This window comes from Acidovorax sp. LjRoot194, assembly GCF_964253015.1.
GTDB lineage: Bacteria > Pseudomonadota > Gammaproteobacteria > Burkholderiales > Burkholderiaceae_C > Acidovorax.
In genome coordinates this window covers 2,918,044-2,940,278 of the sequence record NZ_CAXUQB020000001.1, presented here as the reverse complement: position 1 = coordinate 2,940,278, position 22,235 = coordinate 2,918,044, and the positions used below count along the sequence as shown (strand labels likewise).

Here is a 22,235-nt window from a genome sequence, read left to right as displayed (position 1 = left end):
GTGAGTACGACCGTTGCTGTTGTCTCCACATCCCTCCACTTTGTGAGGGGCAGCATGAAAACCGCCATCGCAGAGGAGCAGTTCGCACGCATCACTGCCATCGCAAACGCGATGGATCAGAAATTTATAAGCCGACGGGTGCTGCTCAAAAGCTTCGCAGATGGACTTGAGGCGTACAAACCCGCTAATGATCTGGCCCTGCAGGCCTTCGTTTCACAGCACTCAGCGCTCAAGGCATTTTTTGACAACATTTCCATTGTTGACATGCGAGGAGAGCTGACCGCCAATTTCAACAGCACCTCCGCAATCGGTCGCCTTAATCTTTCAGACCGGGAGTACTTCCGCGATACCGTGCGAACCGGCAAAGGTGTGATTTCCCAGCCATTGCGCAACAGAGCCAATGGGCTGCCGCAAGTGATCATGACTGAACCGGTTTTTGATCAAGCCGGCCGCATGGTGAGCTTGATCACCGCCCAGATCAACCTCAACGAGCCCAATTTTTTGGGCGAACTTGCGGATGTGAAGTTCGGCAAAACCGGGTACATGTTCATCACGAATACCGAGGGCATCGTGATTTCCAGTCCCCGCAAGTCGCGCATACTCAAACACACGGACGACGAGGGTGGCTCCAACCCCGTAACAGCTCGCTCGCTAGCTGGTTTTGAAGGCACTGCAGAAGGTGTGAACCGCGTGGGCGTGCACGGTCTTTACGCGTTCAAGCAATTAGGTCAAACGAACTGGATCATGGGGGCGATCTACCCCCGAGACGAAGCCTTCGCTCAGATCGAGACCATCGAGCAGATCGTATGGGTTGGCCTTGCACTGCTCGCAACTCTCGTGGGAATAGTGAGTCTGCTGCTTACTCAGCGGCAATTGCTGCCCTTGGCGCTGCTTCATCAACACATGCTCGCAAGCGTAGGCAAAGGCACCTACCAGCCTATGCTTGAAAGAGCCTCCCCCGACGAAATCGGCGATTTGCAACGCACCTTCGAGCAGCTCATGGTGCAGTATGGTGAAGCTGAACGTCGGCTGGCCGAGAACCGCGATCATTTGCGCAGTATCTTGGCGCATGCGGGTGATGCCTTCGTCAGCCTTGACGCGGAAGGCAGAGTAACGGAGTGGAATCACCAAGCAGAGCTAATTTTTGGTTGGAAACGCGAAGAGGTTTTGAGCAAGCTCGTAGATCAATTCATTATTCCCCCTGCGATGCGGGAAAGGCATGCGCAGGGGATGCAGTCGTTCCAGGGTACAGGCCTGGGCCCGTTGGTCGACGCTCGCGTTGAAATCGAGGCCCTGCATCGTACAGGCCGAACCTTTCCCATCGAAATATCAGTGGGGGCACTGCGGGCCGGCGACCATTTCGTGGCCAACGCCTTTATCCGGGACATCAGCGAGCGACGGGAAGCGGCTGAGCGCATCGCTGCAGGTGAGCGATTCGTGCGTGGCATCGCAGATAACGTTCCTGCGCTTGTTTCGTACATTGATCGTGATGAGAAGTACACCTTCGCCAACGCACACATAATGCGCCGCCATCCAGGTGAAACATTGGTCGGCCGCACAGTCGAAGCGGTACGTGGTCCCAATATCTATGGTCTGATCGGCCCATGGATTCGACGAGCACTCGCTGGAGAATCAGTTACTTTCGTTAATCCCGGGTCTGAGGCTGTCGGCACCGCAGATCTCGTGTACGAAGTCAGTTACATCCCGGACCGTGGCACCGATGGGACCGTCAATGGTTTTTACTCGCTCAGCATTGATATCACTGAACGCAAGCGGGCAGAGGAGGCCTTGCTAGCGAGCGAAAAGCGGTTCCGGAGCGTTACGGACAACATGCCCGCACTCGTTTCCTATCTGGATACAGACGAGCGCTTCGCTTTCGCGAATGCTGCCTTCAAGGACTGGTTCGGCATGAACCCGGAAGAAATGATCGGCAAGACTCTCCGGGAGGTCGTGGGGGACGTGGTCTATGAACCGCGAGCGCCTATGTTGGCGCGAGCATACGCTGGTGAACGAGTCGAGTTCGACACGCACCGAGTAGTGGACGGCGTGCCAAGAGACGTCCACAGCATTTATGTACCGGATCTGGGTGGTGACGGAGTGTGCCAAGGAGTGTTTGCCCTCAGCCTGAACATCACATCGCTCAAAAACATTGAGCGCGAGCTTGCAGCGCAGGCGCGTGTAGACACGCTAACTTTGTTGCCCAACCGACTAGCATTAAACGAAGCGTTGCCAAAGTCTATCGCACGGGCCAAGCGCACCGGAAGCCCGCTAGCGCTCATGTTCCTTGACGTCGATCACTTCAAGTCCATCAATGACACCTTTGGGCATGCCGTGGGCGACCAGGTACTCGTTGAATTTGCTCGGCGCTTGCGGGACGGGGTCAGAGTTACGGATACGGTCGCTCGCTTGGCAGGTGACGAGTTTGTGGTGCTGCTTGAAAGTCCGCTGGACGAAGCGGGGGCAGCACAGGTGGCCCAGAAAATCGTGGCATTGGTAGGCGACCCGTTGTTCAGCTTCAAATCCTTGGAAATCCGGGTCACCACAAGCGTCGGCGTAGCATTTCATGCGAGCTTTGACAGGGACGAACCTGGCTTGGGCGAACACCTGATGCAGCGCGCAGACCTCGCGTTGTACCGTGCCAAGGCAGCGGGACGCAATGGATTTGTTTTGGTGAACAGCAAAGAACAAGAGGGCTGAGGGACCTCGCTCATGTCGCACTGAGTACGCAGGGCGAGGCACAGTCGGTCATTGAACTGGCATTCGAAGTGATAAATTGCGCAGGGGCAGCAAGCCCGAGGCTGATGGATTCGACGGTGCGATCTTTGATGAATACGCTACTGAGTTCAGCGGGGAACTCGACCCCCACAGACCGTGATCTACAATTAAACGCATGCCCCACCGTTTGCGATCGTTGCTGCTGGTATTTGCCCTTTTGTGGCAATCCATCGGCATGGTCACTCCATTTGCGGTGGAGCAACGCGCCGATCAGATGGGTCACATGATGGTTCACACCCAGGATGTTGACCACCACCATCACGATGATCGCTCGGCGCATTTGGAGGCATCTGGTGGGCTTGACAGCCACGAGCACGCTGACGAGGGCATTACCCCGGCCGGCCTGCTGCCCGGTGCCTCGTTTAAGGTTCCCAGCCTTCCCCCAGCAAGTCCTGCCGCGCTCATATTGCAGCGGTACATCCCTCCCTCCTTGGCCGGGCTATTTCGCCCTCCCACAACGCTCGCCTGAGCGTGAACGTCTGGCGCGCTTAATGGCGCGCTAGATCGTTCATCCATTCCCTCTCCTACCTCCTTAGCCCAATGGCATCAGGCGCAGCGCGCCGGCTTGCGCTTGCGTTCGCTTGGCCTATTTGATGTCGCTGCTACGCGCGACATCGAGGCATTTTTCGCTCATATTTTCGGAAGGCACTTCATGAACCTACCGCTATGGTTGAAGCGGCTCTCTCCAGCTTTGCTCCTGCTGATTCCCCTGGTGGCCGTCGCGCATGGCATCTCGGAGGAGGATCGACAGCGCATGCTGGACGGTGGTTATCTTCAGTACATTGGTCTTGGTGTAAGCCACATGCTTACGGGCTACGACCACCTGCTCTTTCTCTTCGGGGTGGTGTTTTTTCTCTCGTCCTTCAAGGACGTGGCGAAATTCGTTACCGTGTTCACGATAGGGCACTGCATCACGCTGATCTTCGCCACGTATTTCAAAATCACCTGGAACTACTACCTGATCGACGCCATCATCGCGCTGAGCGTGATGTACAAGGCATTCGACAACAACGGCGGGTTCCAGAAGCACTTTGATATCAAGTCGCCGAACCTTCTTGCAGCAGTGTTCGGGTTCGGGCTGCTCCATGGCTTCGGGCTGTCAACGCGCCTGCAGCAGTTGCCGCTGGGCGACGACAGCGGCTCCATGTTGCTTCGTATCCTCAGCTTCAACCTGGGAGTGGAGTTGGGCCAGATCGCCGCGCTTGCGGCCATGGTTGCCTTGCTCGCACTGTGGCGCCATCGACCGTCATTCAAGCGGTTCAGCTACATGGCCAATCTGGGTCTCTTCTATGCCGGGGTGTACCTGCTCTTCATGCAGTTGCACGGCTACCAGCATGACGTTGATCCAGACAGTTTCCGCTTCCCCGCCTCCGAGCACCAGCACGTCCACGAAGACTTGGACATTCAGAAATCGACTGACGACAGTCGCAACACCCTTTGATCCGCGTTACCAACCTAAAGGACATCACCATGAAATATTTGATCGCCACCGCAACCATCATCTCTGGCTTCAACTTTGCGACACCCGCTCTGGCTTCCGAGGGAGGCAGCTGCCACTTCCACGGCAACAAACCCACCACCGAAACGGTCGTGGTTGGATGCGCCAATCAGCGCAGGGATGCCCTGGTGGGCAGCAGCAAGCTGAGCAAACAATGGCAGGCCGTGAAGCACGACAAGGTCGAGATGGTCGACGGAAAGAAGGGCAAGGAATGGCGTGTGATGTTCAGCAACCCGGCTGAACAGGACAAGAGCAAGTCAACGCTGTACATGTTCTTCACGCCAGCTGGCAACTACATTGCATCGAACTTCACCGGCCAGTAAGGCTTGGCGTGCCCCCGCAGCAGACGCGGGGGCACGTCCCAGGGAACGCCTGAACCGAAACACCCCCAGGGGTGAAATCAGACAGGCGTTTTCGCAGGATCAAAGGTACTTGGTCAAATCCTTGAACTCCGCTATCGATGCTCGCGCGGAAGCGGCGCTTGCGCCCACGACCTGATCCAGGCAGTTGTCGAGATGGTCATGGATCACCACCTTCTTGGCGGCGCTGATCGCGCGTTCCACAGCGTGCAGCTGCTGGGCGACTTCGTTGCACGGCCGATGGCTCTCGATCATGGCGATGACATTCGCCAGGTGGCCGTTGGCTCGCTTCAAGCGCTTGATCACGTCGGGATGACTGGCATGGAGGTGTTTTTCTGTCATACCATATCCTATCCCCCAGGATACGATATAGTCAATATCGCTCCATTCTACCGGTTCGCTGCAGGATTTGTGGCCAACGACTCACCTCAAAAGGTCCCCCATGTTGGATGTGCTTGCAAACAGAACCTACCGGCACCTGTTCTTCGCGCAGGTGATTGCGCTGCTCGGCACTGGCTTGGCGACCGTGGCGCTTGGCCTTCTCGCCTTTGACCTAGCTGGAGCGAACGCAGGTGCGGTGCTGGGCACGGCACTCGCCATCAAGATGCTGGCCTACATTGGCGTCGCGCCGGTGGCGTCGGCCATGGCAGAGCGCCTGCCCCGCCGAACAGTCCTGGTGGTTCTTGATCTGATCCGAGCAGGCGTGGCCCTCATGCTTCCATTCGTGACCCAGATCTGGCAGGTGTATTTGCTGATTTTCGTGCTGCAGTCTGCATCGGCCGCATTCACGCCCACCTTCCAAGCCACCGTTCCGGACGTGCTGCCCGATGAGAACGACTACACGAAGGCGCTATCACTTTCCCGCCTGGCATATGACCTCGAATCGCTGGTCAGCCCTATCTTGGCAGCGCTGTTGCTGACCTTCGTGAGCTACAACAGCCTGTTTGGCGGAACAGTTGTGGGATTCATTGCATCGGCCGCTCTGGTGGTGTCGGCCGTACTGCCGAAGGCTAAATTGCCTCCCAGGCGCAGCATTTACGAGCGCACTACGCGGGGCCTGCGGATCTACCTGGCGACGCCGCGCCTGCGAGGGCTCCTGGCACTCAATCTCGCCGTAGCGGCCGGGAGTGCCATGGTTATCGTCAACACGGTGGTGCTCGTGCAGGCACAACTGGGCATGACCCAGGTTTCGACGGCCATTGCACTGGCGTGCTTCGGCGCCGGCTCTATGGTCATGGCTTTGGCGCTGCCCAGGCTGCTCGACCGAGTACGCGAGCGCCCGGCCATGCTGTCTGGTGCATCGGTGGTCGCGGCGGGCCTGTTGCTCGGCTGGGTGCTGGGCAACCGGTTCGGAGTGCTACTGCCGCTGTGGTTCGTGATGGGGCTGGGCTACTCACTGGCCCAAACTCCGTCGGGGCGGCTGCTACGCCGATCATCGAGCAATGAAGACCGTCCTGCACTGTTTGCCGCTCAATTTGCGCTTTCCCATGCTTGCTGGCTGATCACTTATCCCCTGGCCGGATGGGTGGGCGCACGTTTCGGTGTGGACATGAGCTTTGCATCGCTCGGAGTGGTCGCGGTGGCCGCGATTGTCGCGTCGGCAATGCTGTGGCCCGACGCTGAACCCGCGGAGCTGCCGCACACCCACGACGACCTGCCAGCCAGCCATCCGCATCTCGTCGGCGTGAGCCTGGGCGTCGGACAACAACACTCCCACGTTTATGTGATCGACGACGAACACCATCGCTGGCCTCGCTAGCCACTAACGGAGCGCGGGCGGATTCACTGGGTGGCGGCGCCAATGCAGATATCTAGTCAGGTCCGACTAGTCCTGAAGTAAGCAGAACTTTAGTCGCGCAATCGACCTGGACTGCACGCCGGCAGTGGATTACAAGTTTGTAATCTACGCGTTGGGGTCCTGTCGGTGCCGACCTTCTACAATTTTGATCCATGTCGAACGGCATAGCGAAGGCAGGTCGCCGACGGTTTCATCACAACAAGAAGGACATCACCATGTATTCCCAGCGCACCGCTGCCGCTCAGAACGACGGGGCTGGGGAAGACAAGAGAGCAGGTACAGCAAGAGTACCTGGCCATGACCTGCGGATGAACACGAGCACCGGCAAGAACTATTCGGCGCAGGCGATTGATCGCGTGCGAACTCCGTAGGGCGCTCGCGATCTTCGGCATTGGTCCCAAGTGCGAGTGCTCGAACCACCTAATTTGTCTTGTAAGCAGGCATCGAAAACACACCGGCTGAGGCACAATACACGCCGCTGCCACACCCGGCCCCACATGTCTTCCTTTGCGCGCGAACTCCCCTTCCAGATGAGCCGGTCTCCGGTCTCGCTGGCGCGTGCTATGTGGATTGCCAAATGGCTGATGGTGCTGGTTCTCGCCTGGGACCAGATCGCATCCCCTCTACACCAGCACCACCACGACTCAGGAATTGACGGTTCGTGGATCGGTGCGCTGAAGGATGGTGCAAGCGTCGACGCACTGCATTTGGACGACGGTGACAACTCGGCCTTTTTCGCGCACGCCACCATGGCCGTGCAGTTGCAGGCCGCAACAAGCCAACTGAGCGCGGCCAGCGAACCCCACGCTCTGTTCTTTGCTTTTGCCGAGGTCTTCGACTTTGTGCGGTTACAGGAGCATCCCGTCTGGCCGACCTATGTCGTGCCAGCGTATCCATCCTTTCGAAGTTTGCCTCCTGGGGGTCGTGCGCCCCCGCTCCACGCCTGAAAAGCCCGTTTTTTCGCTTTTCTTGACTGCTCGCCTGTTTCCAGGGCCGAGGTCGTTTGTGGAGTTTTCCGATGCTGTACCGTTTTTCCCGGCTGGCGCTTGGCCGCCTGGCCGTTTTCGTCTTCCCTTGTCTGATCGCTGCACCGCTCGCGGCCTTTGCGGCTGACGAGTTTTCCGTCAGTGCTGCACAGATGCAGTCACTCGGCGTGCAAGTGCAACGCCTTGAAAAGTCTGACGACTCGTCGGGCCAGACCTACTCCGCCCGTGTAGTGCTGGCCCCGGGCCAGGAACAAGTGGTAAGCGCGCCGCTGGCCGGCGTGATAGACCAGTTACTGGTCGCTGAAAACGATGCCGTCAAAGCCGGGCAGCCGCTGATGCGCTTGATCAGCCCTGAACTTGGCGAGCTTCAACTCAAGCTGATGGAGGTGGATTCGAGCAGCCGGCTGTCGCAAAAAGCCCTGCAGCGGGAACGGCAGCTTTTCTCGGAAGGGATCATTCCCGAGCGACGTGTGCAAGAGGCAGAGGCGGCGGCAGCCCAGGACGCAGCGCGCAAGCGGCAGGCCGAGGTGGCCTTGCGCCTGGCAGGCCTGGACAGCGCCAGGATCCGCAGCCTCACCAACGGGAGCAACGTCGAGTCCACGGTCACCGTTCGCGCCAAGGCTGCGGGCATGGTGGCTGAACTTTCTGTCAAACCGGGCCAGCGCGTGCAGCAAGCGGACATGCTGCTGCGTATTTACAATCCCGGCAAGCTGGGGCTGGACATTCAGATTCCATCAGCCCGGACTGTGCAGATCTCTGGGTCAAAGGGAGCGCCGATTGTGGTGCTGGGGCGCAGCGGTGTGCTGGGCGAGGCGCTCAGCATGAGCCCATCGGTCAGTGACAACCAGATATTGACTCTGAAGGCTGCGATCACCAAGGGGGCGGAGCAGCTTCGGCCAGGTGAGATCGTGCAGGTGCAAGTGCCGTTCGCAGGCGCCAGCGAGGGCTGGTCTGTTCCGCTGCAGTCGGTGGTGCGCCAGGGTGACAAAGCCTATGTGTTCGTGCGCACGGACAAAGGCTTCGTGGCGACCCCAGTCGCTGTGCTGGCCAGTGCGGGGCAGACGATGCGCGTGACGGGTGGGCTGCAGGCTGGCCAGGAGATTGCCACCGCGTCCGTGATTGCGCTCAAGGCGGCATGGCAGGGCAAGGGCGGGAGCAACTGAGATGCTGTCACGCCTTGTTCAATTTGCCCTGGCGCAGCGGCTATTCGTGCTGCTGGCCGGAGTCCTGCTGGCGGGAGCGGGCTGGTTCGCCTTCAAGAATCTGCCCATCGACGCCTTTCCTGACGTGTCCAGCACACAGGTCAAGATCATCATGAAAGCGCCCGGCATGACGCCGGAGGAGATCGAAAGCCGAGTGGCCATCCCCATCGAAGTGGAGATGCTGGGCATTCCCAAGCAGCGCATCTTGCGCTCCGTGACCAAATACGGCCTGGTGGACGTGACCGTCGATTTCGAAGACGGGACCGATATCTATTGGGCCCGCCAGCAGGTATCCGAGCGCTTGGCCAACATCAGCGCTGACCTGCCACCTGGCATCACTGGTGGCATGGCGCCCGTCACCACGCCGCTGGGCGAAATGTTCATGTTCACTGTGGAGGCGCCCAGCATGACACTGGAGGAGCGGCGCAGCCTGCTCGACTGGGTGATCCGGCCCGCGCTGCGCTCCGTGCCCGGCGTTGCCGATGTGAACGCGCTAGGCGGCAAGGTGCACAGCTTTGAGGTGGTGCTCGATCCGGTCAGGATGTCCGCCCTCGGTCTGTCCGCCGCGAAGATAAAAGCGTCCATCGATGCCAACAACCGAAACGACGGTGCGGGTCGGCTCGGTGAAGGCGATGAAGTCCTGCTGGTGCGCAGCGAGGGCAGCATTCGCACCAAGGACGACCTGATGGCAATCGTCGTCAAGTACGACAAGGGCGGCAGCGTACGCCTGCAGGACGTGGCACAGGTACGCGATGGCAGTGTCACACGCTACGGCGTGGTGACCATGGACGGCAAGGCCGAGGCCGTGCAAGGCCTTGTCCTGGGTTTGGCCGGGGCAAACGCACAAAAGGTGGTTGAAGGCGTCACCCGCAAGATTGAAGACATCAAACCGACCTTGCCTGTCGGCGTCGAACTCAAGGTCTTCTACAACCGTGCCCAACTGGTGGAGAAAGCTGTTGGCACGGTGTCCCGCGCGTTGATCGAGGCCACCGTGCTGGTTCTGATACTGCTCGGAGCCTTTCTCGGCAACGTCCGCGCCGCCGTGTCGGTCGCCGTGGTTCTGCCTCTCTCAGCGCTGGCCACCTTCCTCCTCATGCGCGCTGCCGGCATGTCCGCCAACCTGATGAGCCTGGGCGGCTTGGCCATCGCGCTGGGCATGCTCGTGGATGCCGCCGTCGTGGTCGTGGAAAACATTGTCCAGCACCAGGCCGAGGACGAATCCAAAGGCAAGTTGCCACGGCTGCACATCGTGTTTCGAGCGGTGCGCGAAGTGGCGGCCCCTGTGGCTGCCGGTGTGCTGATCATCGTGCTGGTGTTCTTGCCCTTGCTTACGCTGCAGGGTTTGGAGGGCAAGTTCTTCGTGCCCGTCGCAATGACCATTGTTTTCGCGCTTGCCAGCTCCCTTGTGTTGTCGCTGACGATCATTCCAGTGCTTTCTTCCTTCCTCTTGACCAAGGTGTCGCACCAAGAACCCTGGCTGCCACGCAAGTTGCTAAAGGCCTATGAGCCGGCGCTCGCGTTCGCCCTGCGCCGCGAGCGCGTGGTCTACGTGGTCGCCTGTCTGATGCTCGTAGCGGCAGCGGTGGTGTACTCGTTCGTGGGCAAGACTTTCATGCCTCAGATGGATGAAGGCGACATCATCGTGGGGATCGAGAAATTGCCCTCGGTGAGCCTGGAGGAGACTGCTGCGCTGGATTTGAAGATCCACCAGGCGCTGATGAAGGAAATCCCCGAGATCACGGGGGTGGTGGCGCGTGCGGGTTCCGACGAAATCGGCCTCGACCCGATGGGCTTGAACCAGACCGATACCTTCCTGGTCCTCAAGCCTCGCTCGGAATGGAAGTTTGCCAACAAGGATGAGTTGATCGAGAAGATCCGCGGGGTACTCGACCAGTTGCCGGGCATCAGCTACAGCTTTACCCAGCCTATCGACATGCGGGTGTCGGAGATGATCATCGGCGTGCGGGGGGACATTGCCATCAAGGTGTTCGGACCCGACCTGGACAAACTCAATGAGTTGGCTGGGCAGATAGAAGGCCTCATGAAACAGGTTCCGGGCAACCAGGACGTATACACCGTGGAGAACGACGGCGTGCAGTACCTGCGTGTGGTGGTGGACCGCGCGGCAGTTGGGCGGTATGGGCTGTCAGTCGAGGACGTCCAAGACGACCTGCGGGTACAAGTCGAAGGCCAGCGTGCCGGGACTGTGATTGAAGGCAACCGGCGCATTCCCATCGTCCTGCGCGGACTCGATGGCGTGAAGACTTCGCCTTCTGAATTCGCAGCCCTCACGATCACCACGCCCGACGGCATGAACGTCCCTCTTCAAGAGCTTGCAAAGCTGGAGCGCGACAGCGGCCCGGTCAAGATCGACCGAGAGATGGGAAGCCGCTACAGCGTGGTGATCGCGAACGTCACGGGCCGGGACTTGGTCGGCTTTGTCGAGGAAGCCAAGGCAAAGATCGGACAGGCCGTTCAGCTCCCCACCGGCTACCGCATTGCCTGGGGCGGCCAATTCGAGAACCAGCAGCGCGCCGCTGAACGGCTGACGCTGGTGATCCCGCTGTCGCTTGGCGTGATCTTCCTGGTGCTGTTCACCACGTTCGGGTCGGTGCGGCAGGCTTTGCTGGTACTCAGCAACATCCCGTTCGCGCTGGTCGGTGGCATCTTCGCTCTATGGCTGACGGGTGAGTACCTTTCCGTGCCCGCATCGGTAGGCTTCATCGCGCTCCTGGGCATCGCTGTGCTCAACGGTGTGGTGCTGGTCAGCTACTTCAACCAGTTGCACGCAGAAGGCCTGTCGCTCCTGGAGTCCGTAACCCAGGGGGCGCGTCGAAGGCTGCGGCCCGTGCTGATGACCGCGGCGATCACGGCGTTCGGGCTCATTCCCCTGTTGTTCGCATCGGGTCCCGGCTCCGAGATCCAGCGACCTCTGGCCATCGTGGTGATCGGAGGCCTCATCACCGCAACCGCGCTGACACTGATTCTCCTGCCCATCCTCTATCTGCGCTTCGCCCATGCCAAGAGGCCAAGCGACGCCCCTGCAAAGGAGGCAGCACATGCCTAAACATTGTCTTTCATTGGTTTGCGGCCCGGACATCGCTGAGAAGCTGCTTGATGCCTTGCTGACGGCCGTACCCGGCCAAGTGTTCACAAGCACACCGACCTTCAGCCACGGCACGCCACACGGCAGCCTTTCTGGGGAGGAACAGGTCATGGGGCGCAGCAGTTCTGTGCAGGTCCAGTTAGTCGTATCGGAGGAACAGTTGAACAGCACGCTGGTAATGGTGCACCTGAAATTCAAGGGCACAGGGTTGTGCTACTGGGCTTATCAACTGAGCGTTGAAGGGGTGGTGGAATGAAACAGTGGATTGCTATGGCGGGATCGGCCGCGTTGATGACTTTGAGCGTGCCTGCTGGCGCGTGGGTGACCAACTCAGCACCTGCATTGCTGCCGACGCCTCTGGTACGCCAGGCGCTCGAGCAGGATCCGACTGTGCTCGAGGCGCGACGCCTTCTCGCGGCCGCAGGGCATGGCGCCGCAGCGTTGCGCGAGGGATCGCATGAGTGGGTCACTCGGGCGACGGTCCAAAGCCGCAGATATGACGCCGGTGGACGCTCCAATGAATGGGAAGCTGGACTTGAGCGGGCTTTCCGCATCGGGGGCAAGGCGCGGCTGGACGGGGACATCGGCAAAGCGGAGAACATCATCGCCAAGGCACAGGTCGGCGAGGCGATTCATGAATCCGCACTGGCGCTGGCCGACCTGTGGATGGATGTGATCGCCGCCCGCCGGCTCAGGGAGGTCGTCAGCGAGCAGCGTGGGTTTGCGCAGGAGAGCCTCATGGCCGTGGAAAGCCGCCGCAAGGCGGGAGACGCCTCCTTGCTGGACGTCAACCTGGCGACGACCGACCTGATTGAGATGGATCGGCAACTCAGTGCGGCAGCCTCGTCCGAAGCAAAAGCCCAGGCCAAGCTGCGCGCACGCTTTCCGCTGATCACGGAGCTGCCCCAGCTCGTTACCGACCCCCGTCCACTGGAGACGGGGCAAGCGCAATGGTACGAACGCATTCTGGCGGAAAGTGATCCTGTTCGCATTGCCGAGGGCCAAGCCAGAAAAGCCGCGTTGTCGGCGGACCGCATGCGCGCCGACCGGACACCCGATCCCACGGTCGGGGTCTTTGTCGCGTCCGAGGCGCGGCGCAGCGAGCGTGTCTATGGGGTGAGCGTGAGCATTCCCCTTGGTGGCGCATACCGCAATGAGCGAATGCTTCAGGCCCTGCAAGAAGCAGAAGCCGCTCGCGCCCGGCTGGAAGGCAAGCGCCGCGAGCTGGAGATGGAGGTCATCACTACTTACATCGATGCGACGGGCAGCTTCGAACGCTGGTCGCTGAGCTCACGGGGACTTGCTTCCATTCAGAGCAGTGCGCGACTCACGCAGCGCGCCTACGCGTTGGGAGAGGTCGACCTGCAAACGCTTCTGCTCGCCCGAAAGCAAGCGCTAGTCGCGACCATGGCCTCTGAACAGGCCCGCATCGAAGTACTACGTGCCCAGAGCCGTCTCATGATTGACGCCCACTTGGTGTGGGACCTGCAGGAGGACTGAGTGGCGATTTATAAACCAGTCGCCAAATCGGACCTCAACCCTGTGGCCGCCTCTGAACAGCGCTGATTGGAAGACCAGCACCCCATCATGCCCGTACGAATAATTCCCGGTGTCCCTGGAAAGCTGGTCTGGGTAATGCTCGGCATGCTTTTGACGGCGGCTCTTCTTTGATGTATCAGGCAGTTATGGCTTAAACACCACCCGGAGAAAAACAAACGTGTCAGATACAGCCAGAGATAGACCACACGGATTAATCTGCGCAGATTGTCGCGACTCAGAAATGGAGATGCTCGCTGAAAAGCGCGAAGGAATGCGAGCCGTTTAATGAGAAGAACAAGAGACCTTACCAGATGCTGGCGCTGCCAAAGCCCATGCAAGTACCTCGCAGCAACGAATGCTCCTAAATAGGAGGTGATATCAACTATCCGATCAAACAACTTTCAGTATTGCTGTGTTCGTGGCTCCTCTTAGGTTGTGCTGCACCCCCTATCTATGAGGGGCACTACCCGTGGAGCAACGGCTGGAGGGAGGGTGTAGTGGAAGCCGTTGGCGAAAACGACCGCCTGCGTCACCGATATGCACAGTCCTGCACAAACGATCCCAGCATGCTCGCACCTCGTCGATTTGCTCGAATCCGGTGGAGCCAGGTGGGAAAACCAGAATGGTGGACCGTGGCAGTACCGATCAATTCCAAGTTGGTCGTTGGTGATGCGGTGTACGTCAAAGCTGAAAGCTGCGCCGACAGCGCCGTACCACGAACTGCAAAACACGGGACTGCGAGAAATTCAGAGCGGACACCATGAAAGAGCACATATCATCCATCTTTGGATCGTGGTCAAGGCCCGCGAACCCTATGTCGTGAGCATGAGCATTGCCTCAATCACCACCTTTAGGTCCAACTGCAATACCCAGCATGTCCCGTTGATGAACCGAGTCGCTGCGATCAAGACTATGGGCGTGCCAGTCGTCCCGCCACGGGGAACAAATGCATCCGCAATGGAATGCTGGAGAGCGCAGTGATTGCAGTGTTGCGTCACAAGAAACGGCGTTCCAGAGTTGTCAACCATTTAGAGTCACAAGGAAGAAAGCCCCGCGGCGGACATGTAGGCTAAAACGGACCAGGGCGGACCTCCCGGACACTCTATACCTTTGCGTATTGAAATGCGGCTTTCCAACTCTATAGCTTCGGTCAGGGCCGCTGCAACGCGCAGCGGCGCTGGAGGGGGGTATACCTTTTCGAAAGTGTCTTGTTCTAATTACGAGAGTGCCTCAATGCTGAATTGGACGAGCCACCAATGTCGAATTGGACGAACCCTTAGTGCTGAATTGGACGCCGCCAGAAAGCGACGTTGGGTACGTCTACCACTGGTTGCCTCCTGCTTTCTGGAGGGTTCCCCATCTGCAGCCTGAACCCACCTCTGCTCGGAGCATCAGTGCACTTTCTGGCTGAAGCTCCATCCAGGTCTGCTTGACCAGCTGGTGATAGCTGATCGGCGGACTCACCGTCTCCCAGGTTCTGACGGCTTCATGACGGTGGACTTGTTTTCATCGTGTTCCATAGAATCACTCAGTCAGCCACCCCTGCGGGGCGGCACGGACGCTCTTGACAGAGCTACCGCTGATTGGCCCAGCAGATCAAAGAAGAGTCTTCTTGAAATGAAGGGGCAGTATGTAAGCATGCGCCAGAGCCTCATCGCTCAACGATTGCACTGGTCCCTCTGACTTTCCAAGGCAGCGTTGCTCAACTCGCGTACGGTCCACCGCATATCCGCTGCGAAGAAGCCGAAGCCTCACACCCAGCCCGAAACTCGAATCTCTGTTGTTAACCTGAACCCATAAGGTGGTAAGGCCACTGGCTCGGAGGATGTCCTCTATCGCGCTTCGTACCGCCGCGCTCACTCCCCGGCGTCGTGCGGGGGGGAGCACAGCCTGACTGAAGTACGTTGCACGCTGACCATCTGCTAAGGGTGGCCCGGCAATTGGCTACAACCTGTTCTGATCTAAACCAAGCTCAGCGATTGCTTTTTGGCACCGATCGTCTGTTCGCCCAATGGCCGAGGATTTGCCGCAACGCTGCAAAGCAGCCGTTGAGCGAATTGTTGCAATGGTTTGTTAGAGCAACTTCGCGGCCGGGTTTTCGTTTGAGGGGCGGTAGTACCCCACAACGCTCGCAACGCTCCTGTGTCCTGTCATGGACATCGTGTCAGCCAGCGGCACTTTCTGCACAGCCGCCTCGGTCACAAACCCGGACCTCAGCGAGTGCGCAGAAAACACGTCTGGGAGCCCGGCGAGCCTTGCCCTCTCTCGAACAATATCTCGCACGGCGGCAGGGGAAAGCGGTTGGCCAAGATGCCCGCCTTTCCTGACCTGTCTAAATAGTGCACCGTCCACGATGCCCGAAGCCGTCAACCAGACCTGCAGAGCATCCCCCGCAATGCCCTCCAGCGGTTTCACATTCTCGGGCCGATCAGCGGCAGTCTGGTTGCTTTTGGAGTAGGCGAGGGTGTAGGTAAAGCTGCTGGGGCCCACCCGGTGAAGATTCTTCATCGTCGCCCCCGTCACTTCAGACCGGCGGCGCCCGCCCGAAGCCCAGGCAAAGAGGAGGAGGGCGCGGTCACGGATTCCCTTAAGTGACTCATCACAGGTGTCCAAGATTGCCATCAATGGATCCTTTGTTAGCGCATCTTTCTTCTGAGGAAGCGCGCCACGTTTGCCGTAGGCCCGGCGGGTCTTGGCCAGCAACTCGCGGACTTTGGGATCCTGGCAAGGGTTTTTCAGCTCTCGGAGCTGGTGGGCCTTGGACAGCACAGCAATCCGGTGAATCAATGTGTTGAGGGCCATCGGGCCTGGCTTACCTTTGAATCCCGCATCCACCAGCGTTTGGTCAATAGCAGGCGGCAGCTCGTGAGCCAGGCCATCGGCTGTGGTCCGCTGTGCGTGATCCACGATGAACTGCAGAACGGCGTTCGCAGGCAGTGGCAACGTGATGCCTTGCCCGTACCGAACGCTGAACCAAGCAGCCCAATAACGCAGCGCTGAGCGATAGCTCGCCAGCGTGTTCGCGGACTCGCCCTCGCGCATCAATTCGTCCACTGCCTGCGCAGTCACCTGCGACAGGGAAGACGGCTCCAGCGAGGAAACACTTTTCAGGGAAGGCAGGCGCATGGTCGAAACTGAGGTTGAAAGACCGTAATTTCAAAAAACACTACATATGATGTATTGTTTACAACTAGTTGTTGCAGTGAGTCGCGATAAGCATCGATTATCGTGGGTAAAATTTTAGTGGAGTAGGGCGATGCAGTCAAAAATTGTGCGAGGCCCGCGTGGTGTGCAAACGGAAGAGGTCTGGGCAGCCGCCGACACCGTTCTCAGACTCGGGGAGCGGCCGACGATCGAGCGCGTGCGCCAACAGCTCGGCCGTGGTTCCCCCAATACTGTGGGACCAATGCTTGATGGTTGGTATGGCTCGCTGGCCCAGCGGCTGCATTCGCCGGTGGATGCATTTGAGCAAGATGGCGGCGCCGAAATCCCTTTGCCCGCGCCGGTTGTCAGGGCTGCAAAAGCCATCTGGGGCAGGGCCCTCCAGCACGCAGACGAGCGTGCAACGGCTCAATTCACTGAAGCTCGTAAAGAGCTGAGTGCGCAAGCCGAGACGTTACGCCAGGCGCAAGACCTCCTGGCACAGGAAACACAGCGCCTGACCGACCGAAGCGAAGCCTATGATCTGGCAATGCAGGCCAGGGATGCGCAGATCGCCGAGATGAGCCGTCTTATCCAGGAGCTGCAGCAGCAACTTGCTGGAACCCAGGAAATGCTGGCTGCGTCACGCTCAGAGAGCAAGCAGCTCCGACTGGCAGCGGATGCAGAGCGTCGGCGCCAAGAGGAAATGGAGATTAACCACCGGGGAGAACGCACGCGTCTAGAGGAGCGTGCGCAGGCTCAGGAGCGCAGACTTAATGCAGAGGTGGACCGTGCGCGCCAAGAATCGAAGCGGCTGACACTCAAACTGGAGGGCGACGCCCGGGAGTCTGCCAAGTCCTTGTCGGCTTCGCTGGAGAAAGCTCGAGAGCTGGAGGCCCTCGTGGGGGCACTGCAGGCGGAGAAAGCAGGTCTGGTCAAAGATCTGCACGCGGCCAGAGACGAGACGAAGGACTTGCGAGGAAAGCTTGAACAGCGCAGCACTGAGATGTTCGCCGTCCTCAACGAACTTCGCGATCGATTGCCGACTAGCGATTCGGTGAAGCCCACCGTGAAAACTCGCAAAGCAAGAGCGAGTAATCGCACTAGTTAATCAATGAGCCTCCGCAGTTGCCAGTGCCAGGATGCGCTGCGCATTCACGCCTTGTTCTAGTGCGGTCCGCGGCGTCTCTCCGCCTAAAGCCAGTGCTCGTGTCTCTAAAAAGACCAGCACCTGCCAGCCATCAGTCGCGCAAAGAGCCGATGTCAGAGACTGCAGAACATTCCACACGTTGGGCTCTAACTGCCAGCGAGGCAATTTGTACTGACGGCATCGATCGAAAACGGCAATGCAGCGATGCGACTTGATCCACTCCTCAATCTCATTCCGACTAGTCCCAGCCACCTCGGCCGCTTCCTCAATCGAGAGCATGTCGGCTGCGTCCATGCGGTCGCGCCGATACTTGTCGCCAGCGCGCAAAAAACCCGCCGACTGTGCTGCGGACGCGTAGCAAGCCGATGAGCGACTTTTATCGGTCGAGAAGTTATCTGGCGGAGCCGTCATTCTGCCGAGATTACACGATGGGCTAAACGTGGATGCGACTTCTCCGGCATCTAGCGTTGAGGAGCGATCTCTGTTCCCGTGTCCCAAAAGATCGCGACAAGATTGGGCTCCCACGCCGAGTCCGCGTGCGACACGAAAGAGGTTCAAGTTTCCGGCCCAATTTCTGTCGGCCGTCTCCCGACGCCGCTGGCTTATCTGAGGGTACGTCCTAGATACCGCTTTAACGTACAACTTTCCTGTGCTTTTAGCGTACAAGTTTGCTTAGGTACTCGTTGTCGATGCCGTACAGGATGCCAATGTGTTCACGTCATTTAACATAATATACAGAGATTCAGTGCTACCGCTTGCCTGTGCTGGCTGAGGTGCTACCAAAGTAGTAGCAACTAGCGCACAAGCGGCAACGCCTCCAAGGCGCTTGAGGGCGCGCGATAGGGCGCTTTTTGCCTCATCGTTTTTGGACCGCTCGATGGCCTGGTCCAACAAAATGATTTCGGGTTGCTCGTCCAGTGCGGCGGCAATCTTGAGGGCGATGCTCTCGTCCAAAGTGCCACCGTGGCTGCGGTACTGGCTGATGGTGCTGGCCCTGAAGCCCAGCTCCTTAGCGACACGGTAGTCGCTGCTCCATTCCTTCTGCGCGCGTACGCGGTCGATCCAATCTGCTGCTTTCATTCGTCGGCTCCTAAGGCGGTGTTCCTAAGGCGGAATGGTAGTACATGCTCCATGAACGTCAATTTGTTCGTAGTCCATGGCTATTGAACTATTCCGCGCAATAGATAAACCCTGTTGAACGGATGTAGGGGGTTGAACTAAAGTCCACACCGTCAGCGGCTCGGGTGGTCACTTTCGTCGGTTCCCCCATCCACCGCTGGCCCCCTTGGGGGCGTCAATGCGGGGACCGACGGATGGGAATCGACGATGTTGAAATTGGCAATGGATGAGGGGCGCAGCCGCCTTTGGCTGGCGTCCGCAGGGACCGGGCGAACCGTCTGGAGTTCTTACCGCAGGCCGCTGCTGTTCTCAGAGAGTGATGCTGTTCTCTTTGAGGAATTGCGCGAAGCTGGTGTCATCGTGTTCCAGCCCGACGGCGTCGATATCGTCGGGGTCTGTTCCTTCAACAAGATCGATCTGGAAATAGCCAGGGCTCAGCGCCTCGTCTTCGTCAAGGTCGTCCGCGAAATCGTCGGCCGTTCGCACGGCCTCGACAACCCACTTCTGACCGGCCGCGTTGGCGAGGATCTCGCCGGGTTTGGGGATGCGCATGTCGGTTCTCCTGTGAAAGCTGCCACTGTAGCGGCGAGGGCCTGAGCCATGTCAAAAACAGTGATCAAGTGCACCGGCGTCACGCTCGCGGTTGAGAACGTGGGGGATGAGGTCCGCGTGACCGTTGCGAAAGGGCCGTTCGTGTTCAGCGAAGCGCTGACGCCCCAGTTAGCCGACGAGCTGGCCGAAGCCCTGATGTTTGCAGCCACGCAAGTGCGCTGGGCCGCAGGTAACAAGCCATGAAAAAGTACCTGCTCGTCGCCATCCCCACGGGCTACGCCGTGGCCTACCACCACTCGCACCTGGGCTGGGCCTCGGTCAGCGAGCACGCCACCCGCGAGAGTGCCCAGACCGAAGTGGACAGCCGGAACCTCGGCCACGAAACCGCCCTGGCAATCGCGGCATCGTCGCTGCAGCGCCACCGTGAGCACGGCATCGTGCGCAGCGAGCGCCGCTCAGTGCGCTATGTGCCTGACGACGAGTTCGCATGACCGGCAACCCGTTCCTGAGCTGCCACGGCTGCAGTTCTTTCGCTGGCTGGTTCCGCTCGCGGTCTGCAATGCAGCCTGGGTGCTGGCTGGTGGCAGAGTGGGGCCAGTGGGGCACGCCGCAATGGCTCACTGCTGCGCGCAACTACTGCGCCGTCGTGGATGACTTCGGCGCGCTGGTGCGGGTGGGGCCATGAGCGACGATGAATTGATGGCGCTGTGCCGCTACCAGTTGCTCAATCCTGGATCGCGGTTTGCCTCGATATGCTCCTACGACGATGGTTTCATCTGGTGGCCTGCGGTGTCGTGGGGATCGGGCTTTGCTGTGGGCATGCGGTACGCGCTGCAGATGGCTGAGGATCATGGCTATCACGTGTACGGGGTCTGGGAATGACAGCCGGCCGCCACTCCCGCAACTACGTCGGCTCGCTGTACCTCACCTGGGAAAGCATCCGCCTGAACACCCTGGTAGACCGGTTCCCGTCATCGTGGAAAGCCCGCCTAAGGGAGCGCCTCGGCCCCAAGTCCACGGCGGCCGCCTTAGGCCGTTGGGCTGAGGCGGTCTCCAAGCTGACCGACTCAGAGCGCGGCGGCATCCGGCCGGACGCATCGGACTCGGATATCTGCCAGCAGGCCGACGTGACAGCGCGCGACTTCAGGCGGCGCCTGCGCATGCTGGAGCGCCTGCTACGCGTCGGCCCCAGCTTCTCCTGGCTGCGTGACAGGTTCGGCCTGCGAGCCGTGCCCCTGATGCTGGCGGGCTTCTGCAAAAACCTGCTGGACCGGCGAGGCATGCTGGACGTGTGGCGCTGGCGCAAGCCATCGGAGCGCGGGGGCGCCCTGGCCCGCATGGCCTGCCCCAGGTTCTGGCGCAAGGTCTACCGCAAGCTGCATGCGCGCACCATCGGCGCGGTAGAGATTGATATCGGCATGGTCCGGCGCACGGCCGGGCTGTACTGCTCCGATGACCAGGTGAAGCGCAGCGCAGCGCGCAGCGCGGGCAACGTGGCGGCGCTGCAGTCGGTGGTGGCCGTGAACGACATGGGCCAGGCGTACACCCTGGCAGAGCTGGCCGCAAAGGGCGTGGCGAATCAGGAAATCAGGCGCCATGAGCTGTTGACGCGCATCGCCGGATTTGAGCTGATCGCCAAGGATTGCGGGCACATCGCGTACATGGTCACGGTCACGTGTCCAAGCCGGTTCCACAAGGCCACCACGCGCGGCGACAGGGTGGTGGATAACCCGCGCTATGCGCACCTGACACCGCGCGACGGGCAGGAATACCTCTCTGAGCAGTGGAAACTTTGCCGCACGCGGGGCCGGGCGCTCAAGCGCGGCGAGATTTCAAAGCAGTGGTACGGCTTCCGGATCGCTGAGCCGCAGCACGACGGCACGCCCCACTGGCACCTGCTGCTGTTCTTCCCGCCAGCGCTGGAATGCAAGCTGCAAGACCTGTTCCTGCTGTGCTTTCTGGAGAACGACTCACCCGAAGAACGTGGCGCCGTGGATTACCGCGTGGACTTCGAAAAAATCGACTGGGCCAGGGGCTCGGCCGTGGGCTACGTCATCAAGTACGTGTCCAAAAATATCGACGGCAACGGCGTGGGCGTGGACCTTGAAGGCAAGCCCGCTATCGAGTCGTCGCGCCGCGTCAAAGCGTGGTCCCAGCAGTGGGGAATCCGCCAGTTCCAGCAGATCGGCGGTGCCCCGGTGGGGGTGTGGCGAGAGCTGCGCCGGGTCCATCCTGAGAACGTGCCGGACCACGCCCCGGCAGCGCTGCGCGGGGCCATTGAGGCCATGAATCCGCAGCCGGAGCAGGGCGAGCAGTTGGAGCTGCTGGACGGCACGCTGCAGGCCAATGCCTGGGCCAAATACAACGGCGCGCAGGGCGGCGTGGGCACCTGTCGCAAGGCCCTCCGGATCAAGCTGATCAAGGAAAAGAACGCCGCCAAAACCCGCTACGGCGAAGCCTCACCAGATCGCACGGTTGGCGTGTGGTCGGCGGGCGTGGAGTTGTTTGTCCCGGCCCACATGGCCCACCTGAAGCACGCAGCACCCATGGAGCGGCTGCAGGTTCTGGAGGTGGAGTCAGAGCGCGCGCAGTGGCTCATGGGGGGCGTCCACAAGGGCGCAGCGCAGGCCATCGCGGCCGGGGTTTTCAAGCGCAGCCGCGAAGCGGCGAGCACTCGGATTCATGTCAATAACTGTACGGGGCCGCGCGACTGGAACGCGCCGCCCCCGTCGATGTTTGCGCCGGTCCGGCGCCGCCAGCAGAAGTTGCGGCGGTTCGGGTGGCACGAAACCGCGCCGGGCGGGTCCCCGGCAATTCAAAAGGAGTGAGAGATGAACCGTTTTTCCGTCTGGACCGCCGTGCAAGTCATCGGTGAGGAACACCCCCGCAAGGGTCAAGCTGGCGTGGTCCACGCCGTCAATCCATCCATCACGGATGAAGTCGCTGTGAAGTTCGACAGCGACGGCGTCGTGCTCGTGGTGGCCGTGGCCGACCTGAAGGCGCTGTAAGC

General features: G+C 60.0%; 23 protein-coding genes. 17 read left to right on the top strand and 6 right to left on the bottom strand.

Annotated features, from left to right (window positions below; genetic code table 11):
- Positions 1-54: 54 nt before the first annotated feature.
- Positions 55-2,697, top strand: coding sequence for a diguanylate cyclase domain-containing protein (locus ACSQ3N_RS13225; protein WP_436146487.1), 2,643 nt, complete (start codon positions 55-57; stop codon positions 2,695-2,697).
- A gap of 10 nt (positions 2,698-2,707) precedes the next feature.
- Here ACSQ3N_RS13225 and ACSQ3N_RS13220 read toward each other — a convergent pair whose 3' ends face one another.
- Positions 2,708-3,055, bottom strand: coding sequence for a hypothetical protein (locus ACSQ3N_RS13220; protein ID WP_436146486.1), 348 nt, complete (start codon positions 3,053-3,055; stop codon positions 2,708-2,710).
- 372 nt (positions 3,056-3,427) lie between these two features.
- Here ACSQ3N_RS13220 and ACSQ3N_RS13215 point away from each other — a divergent pair, with 372 nt between their 5' ends.
- Together ACSQ3N_RS13215 and ACSQ3N_RS13210 are read left to right on the top strand one after the other, a co-directional pair.
- Positions 3,428-4,216: a HupE/UreJ family protein gene (locus ACSQ3N_RS13215; RefSeq protein ID WP_436146485.1), complete on the top strand. Its 789-nt coding sequence runs from the start codon at positions 3,428-3,430 to the stop codon at positions 4,214-4,216.
- Between the two features lie 29 nt (positions 4,217-4,245).
- Positions 4,246-4,596, top strand: coding sequence for a DUF6488 family protein (locus ACSQ3N_RS13210; protein WP_436146484.1), 351 nt, complete (start codon positions 4,246-4,248; stop codon positions 4,594-4,596).
- 99 nt (positions 4,597-4,695) lie between these two features.
- On the opposite strand, the gene ACSQ3N_RS13205 is transcribed toward ACSQ3N_RS13210, so the two are convergent.
- Complete coding sequence (locus ACSQ3N_RS13205; RefSeq protein WP_436146483.1) at positions 4,696-4,974, bottom strand: metal-sensing transcriptional repressor; 279 nt, start codon at positions 4,972-4,974, stop codon at positions 4,696-4,698.
- A gap of 100 nt (positions 4,975-5,074) precedes the next feature.
- Here ACSQ3N_RS13205 and ACSQ3N_RS13200 point away from each other — a divergent pair, with 100 nt between their 5' ends.
- The 7 genes from ACSQ3N_RS13200 (at position 5,075) to ACSQ3N_RS13170 (ending at position 13,224) form a co-directional block, all read left to right on the top strand.
- Positions 5,075-6,391 (top strand): MFS transporter, encoded by a 1,317-nt coding sequence (locus ACSQ3N_RS13200; protein ID WP_436146482.1) that lies wholly within the window; start codon positions 5,075-5,077, stop codon positions 6,389-6,391.
- A gap of 191 nt (positions 6,392-6,582) precedes the next feature.
- Positions 6,583-6,801, top strand: coding sequence for a hypothetical protein (locus ACSQ3N_RS13195; protein WP_436146481.1), 219 nt, complete (start codon positions 6,583-6,585; stop codon positions 6,799-6,801).
- A gap of 126 nt (positions 6,802-6,927) precedes the next feature.
- Positions 6,928-7,377: a hypothetical protein gene (locus ACSQ3N_RS13190; RefSeq protein ID WP_436146480.1), complete on the top strand. Its 450-nt coding sequence runs from the start codon at positions 6,928-6,930 to the stop codon at positions 7,375-7,377.
- Positions 7,378-7,448: 71 nt separating this feature from the next.
- The gene (locus ACSQ3N_RS13185) at positions 7,449-8,579 is read left to right on the top strand and encodes an efflux RND transporter periplasmic adaptor subunit (protein ID WP_436146479.1); all 1,131 of its coding nucleotides are present in this window, start codon (positions 7,449-7,451) and stop codon (positions 8,577-8,579) included.
- A 1-nt stretch (position 8,580) separates the two neighbouring features.
- Positions 8,581-11,685 (top strand): efflux RND transporter permease subunit, encoded by a 3,105-nt coding sequence (locus ACSQ3N_RS13180; protein WP_436146478.1) that lies wholly within the window; start codon positions 8,581-8,583, stop codon positions 11,683-11,685.
- Complete coding sequence (locus tag ACSQ3N_RS13175) at positions 11,678-11,980, top strand: DUF3240 family protein (protein ID WP_436146477.1); 303 nt, start codon at positions 11,678-11,680, stop codon at positions 11,978-11,980. The genes ACSQ3N_RS13180 and ACSQ3N_RS13175 overlap by 8 nt, the downstream gene beginning before the upstream one ends.
- On the top strand, positions 11,977-13,224 hold the full coding sequence (locus ACSQ3N_RS13170) for a TolC family protein (protein WP_436146476.1): 1,248 nt from the start codon (positions 11,977-11,979) through the stop codon (positions 13,222-13,224). The genes ACSQ3N_RS13175 and ACSQ3N_RS13170 overlap by 4 nt, the downstream gene beginning before the upstream one ends.
- Positions 13,225-15,336: 2,112 nt before the next feature.
- On the opposite strand, the gene ACSQ3N_RS13165 is transcribed toward ACSQ3N_RS13170, so the two are convergent.
- Entirely contained in the window at positions 15,337-16,389 is a 1,053-nt protein-coding gene (locus tag ACSQ3N_RS13165) for a site-specific integrase (RefSeq protein WP_436146475.1), read from the bottom strand.
- 130 nt (positions 16,390-16,519) lie between these two features.
- Here ACSQ3N_RS13165 and ACSQ3N_RS13160 point away from each other — a divergent pair, with 130 nt between their 5' ends.
- The gene (locus ACSQ3N_RS13160) at positions 16,520-17,515 is read left to right on the top strand and encodes a DNA-binding protein (protein ID WP_056166191.1); all 996 of its coding nucleotides are present in this window, start codon (positions 16,520-16,522) and stop codon (positions 17,513-17,515) included.
- On the opposite strand, the gene ACSQ3N_RS13155 is transcribed toward ACSQ3N_RS13160, so the two are convergent.
- The 3 genes from ACSQ3N_RS13155 to ACSQ3N_RS13145 all read right to left on the bottom strand — a co-directional run bounded on the left by ACSQ3N_RS13155 (position 17,516) and on the right by ACSQ3N_RS13145 (position 19,225).
- Entirely contained in the window at positions 17,516-17,848 is a 333-nt protein-coding gene (locus ACSQ3N_RS13155) for a helix-turn-helix domain-containing protein (RefSeq protein ID WP_235507328.1), read from the bottom strand.
- Positions 17,849-18,226: 378 nt separating this feature from the next.
- Complete coding sequence (locus ACSQ3N_RS13150) at positions 18,227-18,634, bottom strand: hypothetical protein (RefSeq protein ID WP_436146474.1); 408 nt, start codon at positions 18,632-18,634, stop codon at positions 18,227-18,229.
- Positions 18,635-18,982: 348 nt separating this feature from the next.
- Entirely contained in the window at positions 18,983-19,225 is a 243-nt protein-coding gene (locus ACSQ3N_RS13145; RefSeq protein ID WP_436146473.1) for a hypothetical protein, read from the bottom strand.
- 48 nt (positions 19,226-19,273) lie between these two features.
- Here ACSQ3N_RS13145 and ACSQ3N_RS13140 point away from each other — a divergent pair, with 48 nt between their 5' ends.
- From ACSQ3N_RS13140 to ACSQ3N_RS13115, 6 genes are read left to right on the top strand one after another with little or no spacing between them, the layout of a single operon-like run.
- Positions 19,274-19,468: a hypothetical protein gene (locus ACSQ3N_RS13140; RefSeq protein ID WP_436146472.1), complete on the top strand. Its 195-nt coding sequence runs from the start codon at positions 19,274-19,276 to the stop codon at positions 19,466-19,468.
- Positions 19,465-19,716: a hypothetical protein gene (locus ACSQ3N_RS13135; protein ID WP_436146471.1), complete on the top strand. Its 252-nt coding sequence runs from the start codon at positions 19,465-19,467 to the stop codon at positions 19,714-19,716. Before ACSQ3N_RS13140 ends, ACSQ3N_RS13135 begins: the two co-directional genes overlap by 4 nt.
- Positions 19,713-19,910 (top strand): hypothetical protein, encoded by a 198-nt coding sequence (locus ACSQ3N_RS13130; RefSeq protein WP_436146470.1) that lies wholly within the window; start codon positions 19,713-19,715, stop codon positions 19,908-19,910. The genes ACSQ3N_RS13135 and ACSQ3N_RS13130 overlap by 4 nt, the downstream gene beginning before the upstream one ends.
- Complete coding sequence (locus tag ACSQ3N_RS13125; protein ID WP_436146469.1) at positions 19,907-20,107, top strand: hypothetical protein; 201 nt, start codon at positions 19,907-19,909, stop codon at positions 20,105-20,107. Before ACSQ3N_RS13130 ends, ACSQ3N_RS13125 begins: the two co-directional genes overlap by 4 nt.
- Positions 20,104-22,053, top strand: coding sequence for a replication endonuclease (locus ACSQ3N_RS13120; protein WP_436146468.1), 1,950 nt, complete (start codon positions 20,104-20,106; stop codon positions 22,051-22,053). Before ACSQ3N_RS13125 ends, ACSQ3N_RS13120 begins: the two co-directional genes overlap by 4 nt.
- A 3-nt stretch (positions 22,054-22,056) precedes the next feature.
- Positions 22,057-22,233: a hypothetical protein gene (locus tag ACSQ3N_RS13115; protein WP_436146467.1), complete on the top strand. Its 177-nt coding sequence runs from the start codon at positions 22,057-22,059 to the stop codon at positions 22,231-22,233.
- Positions 22,234-22,235 lie beyond the last annotated feature (2 nt).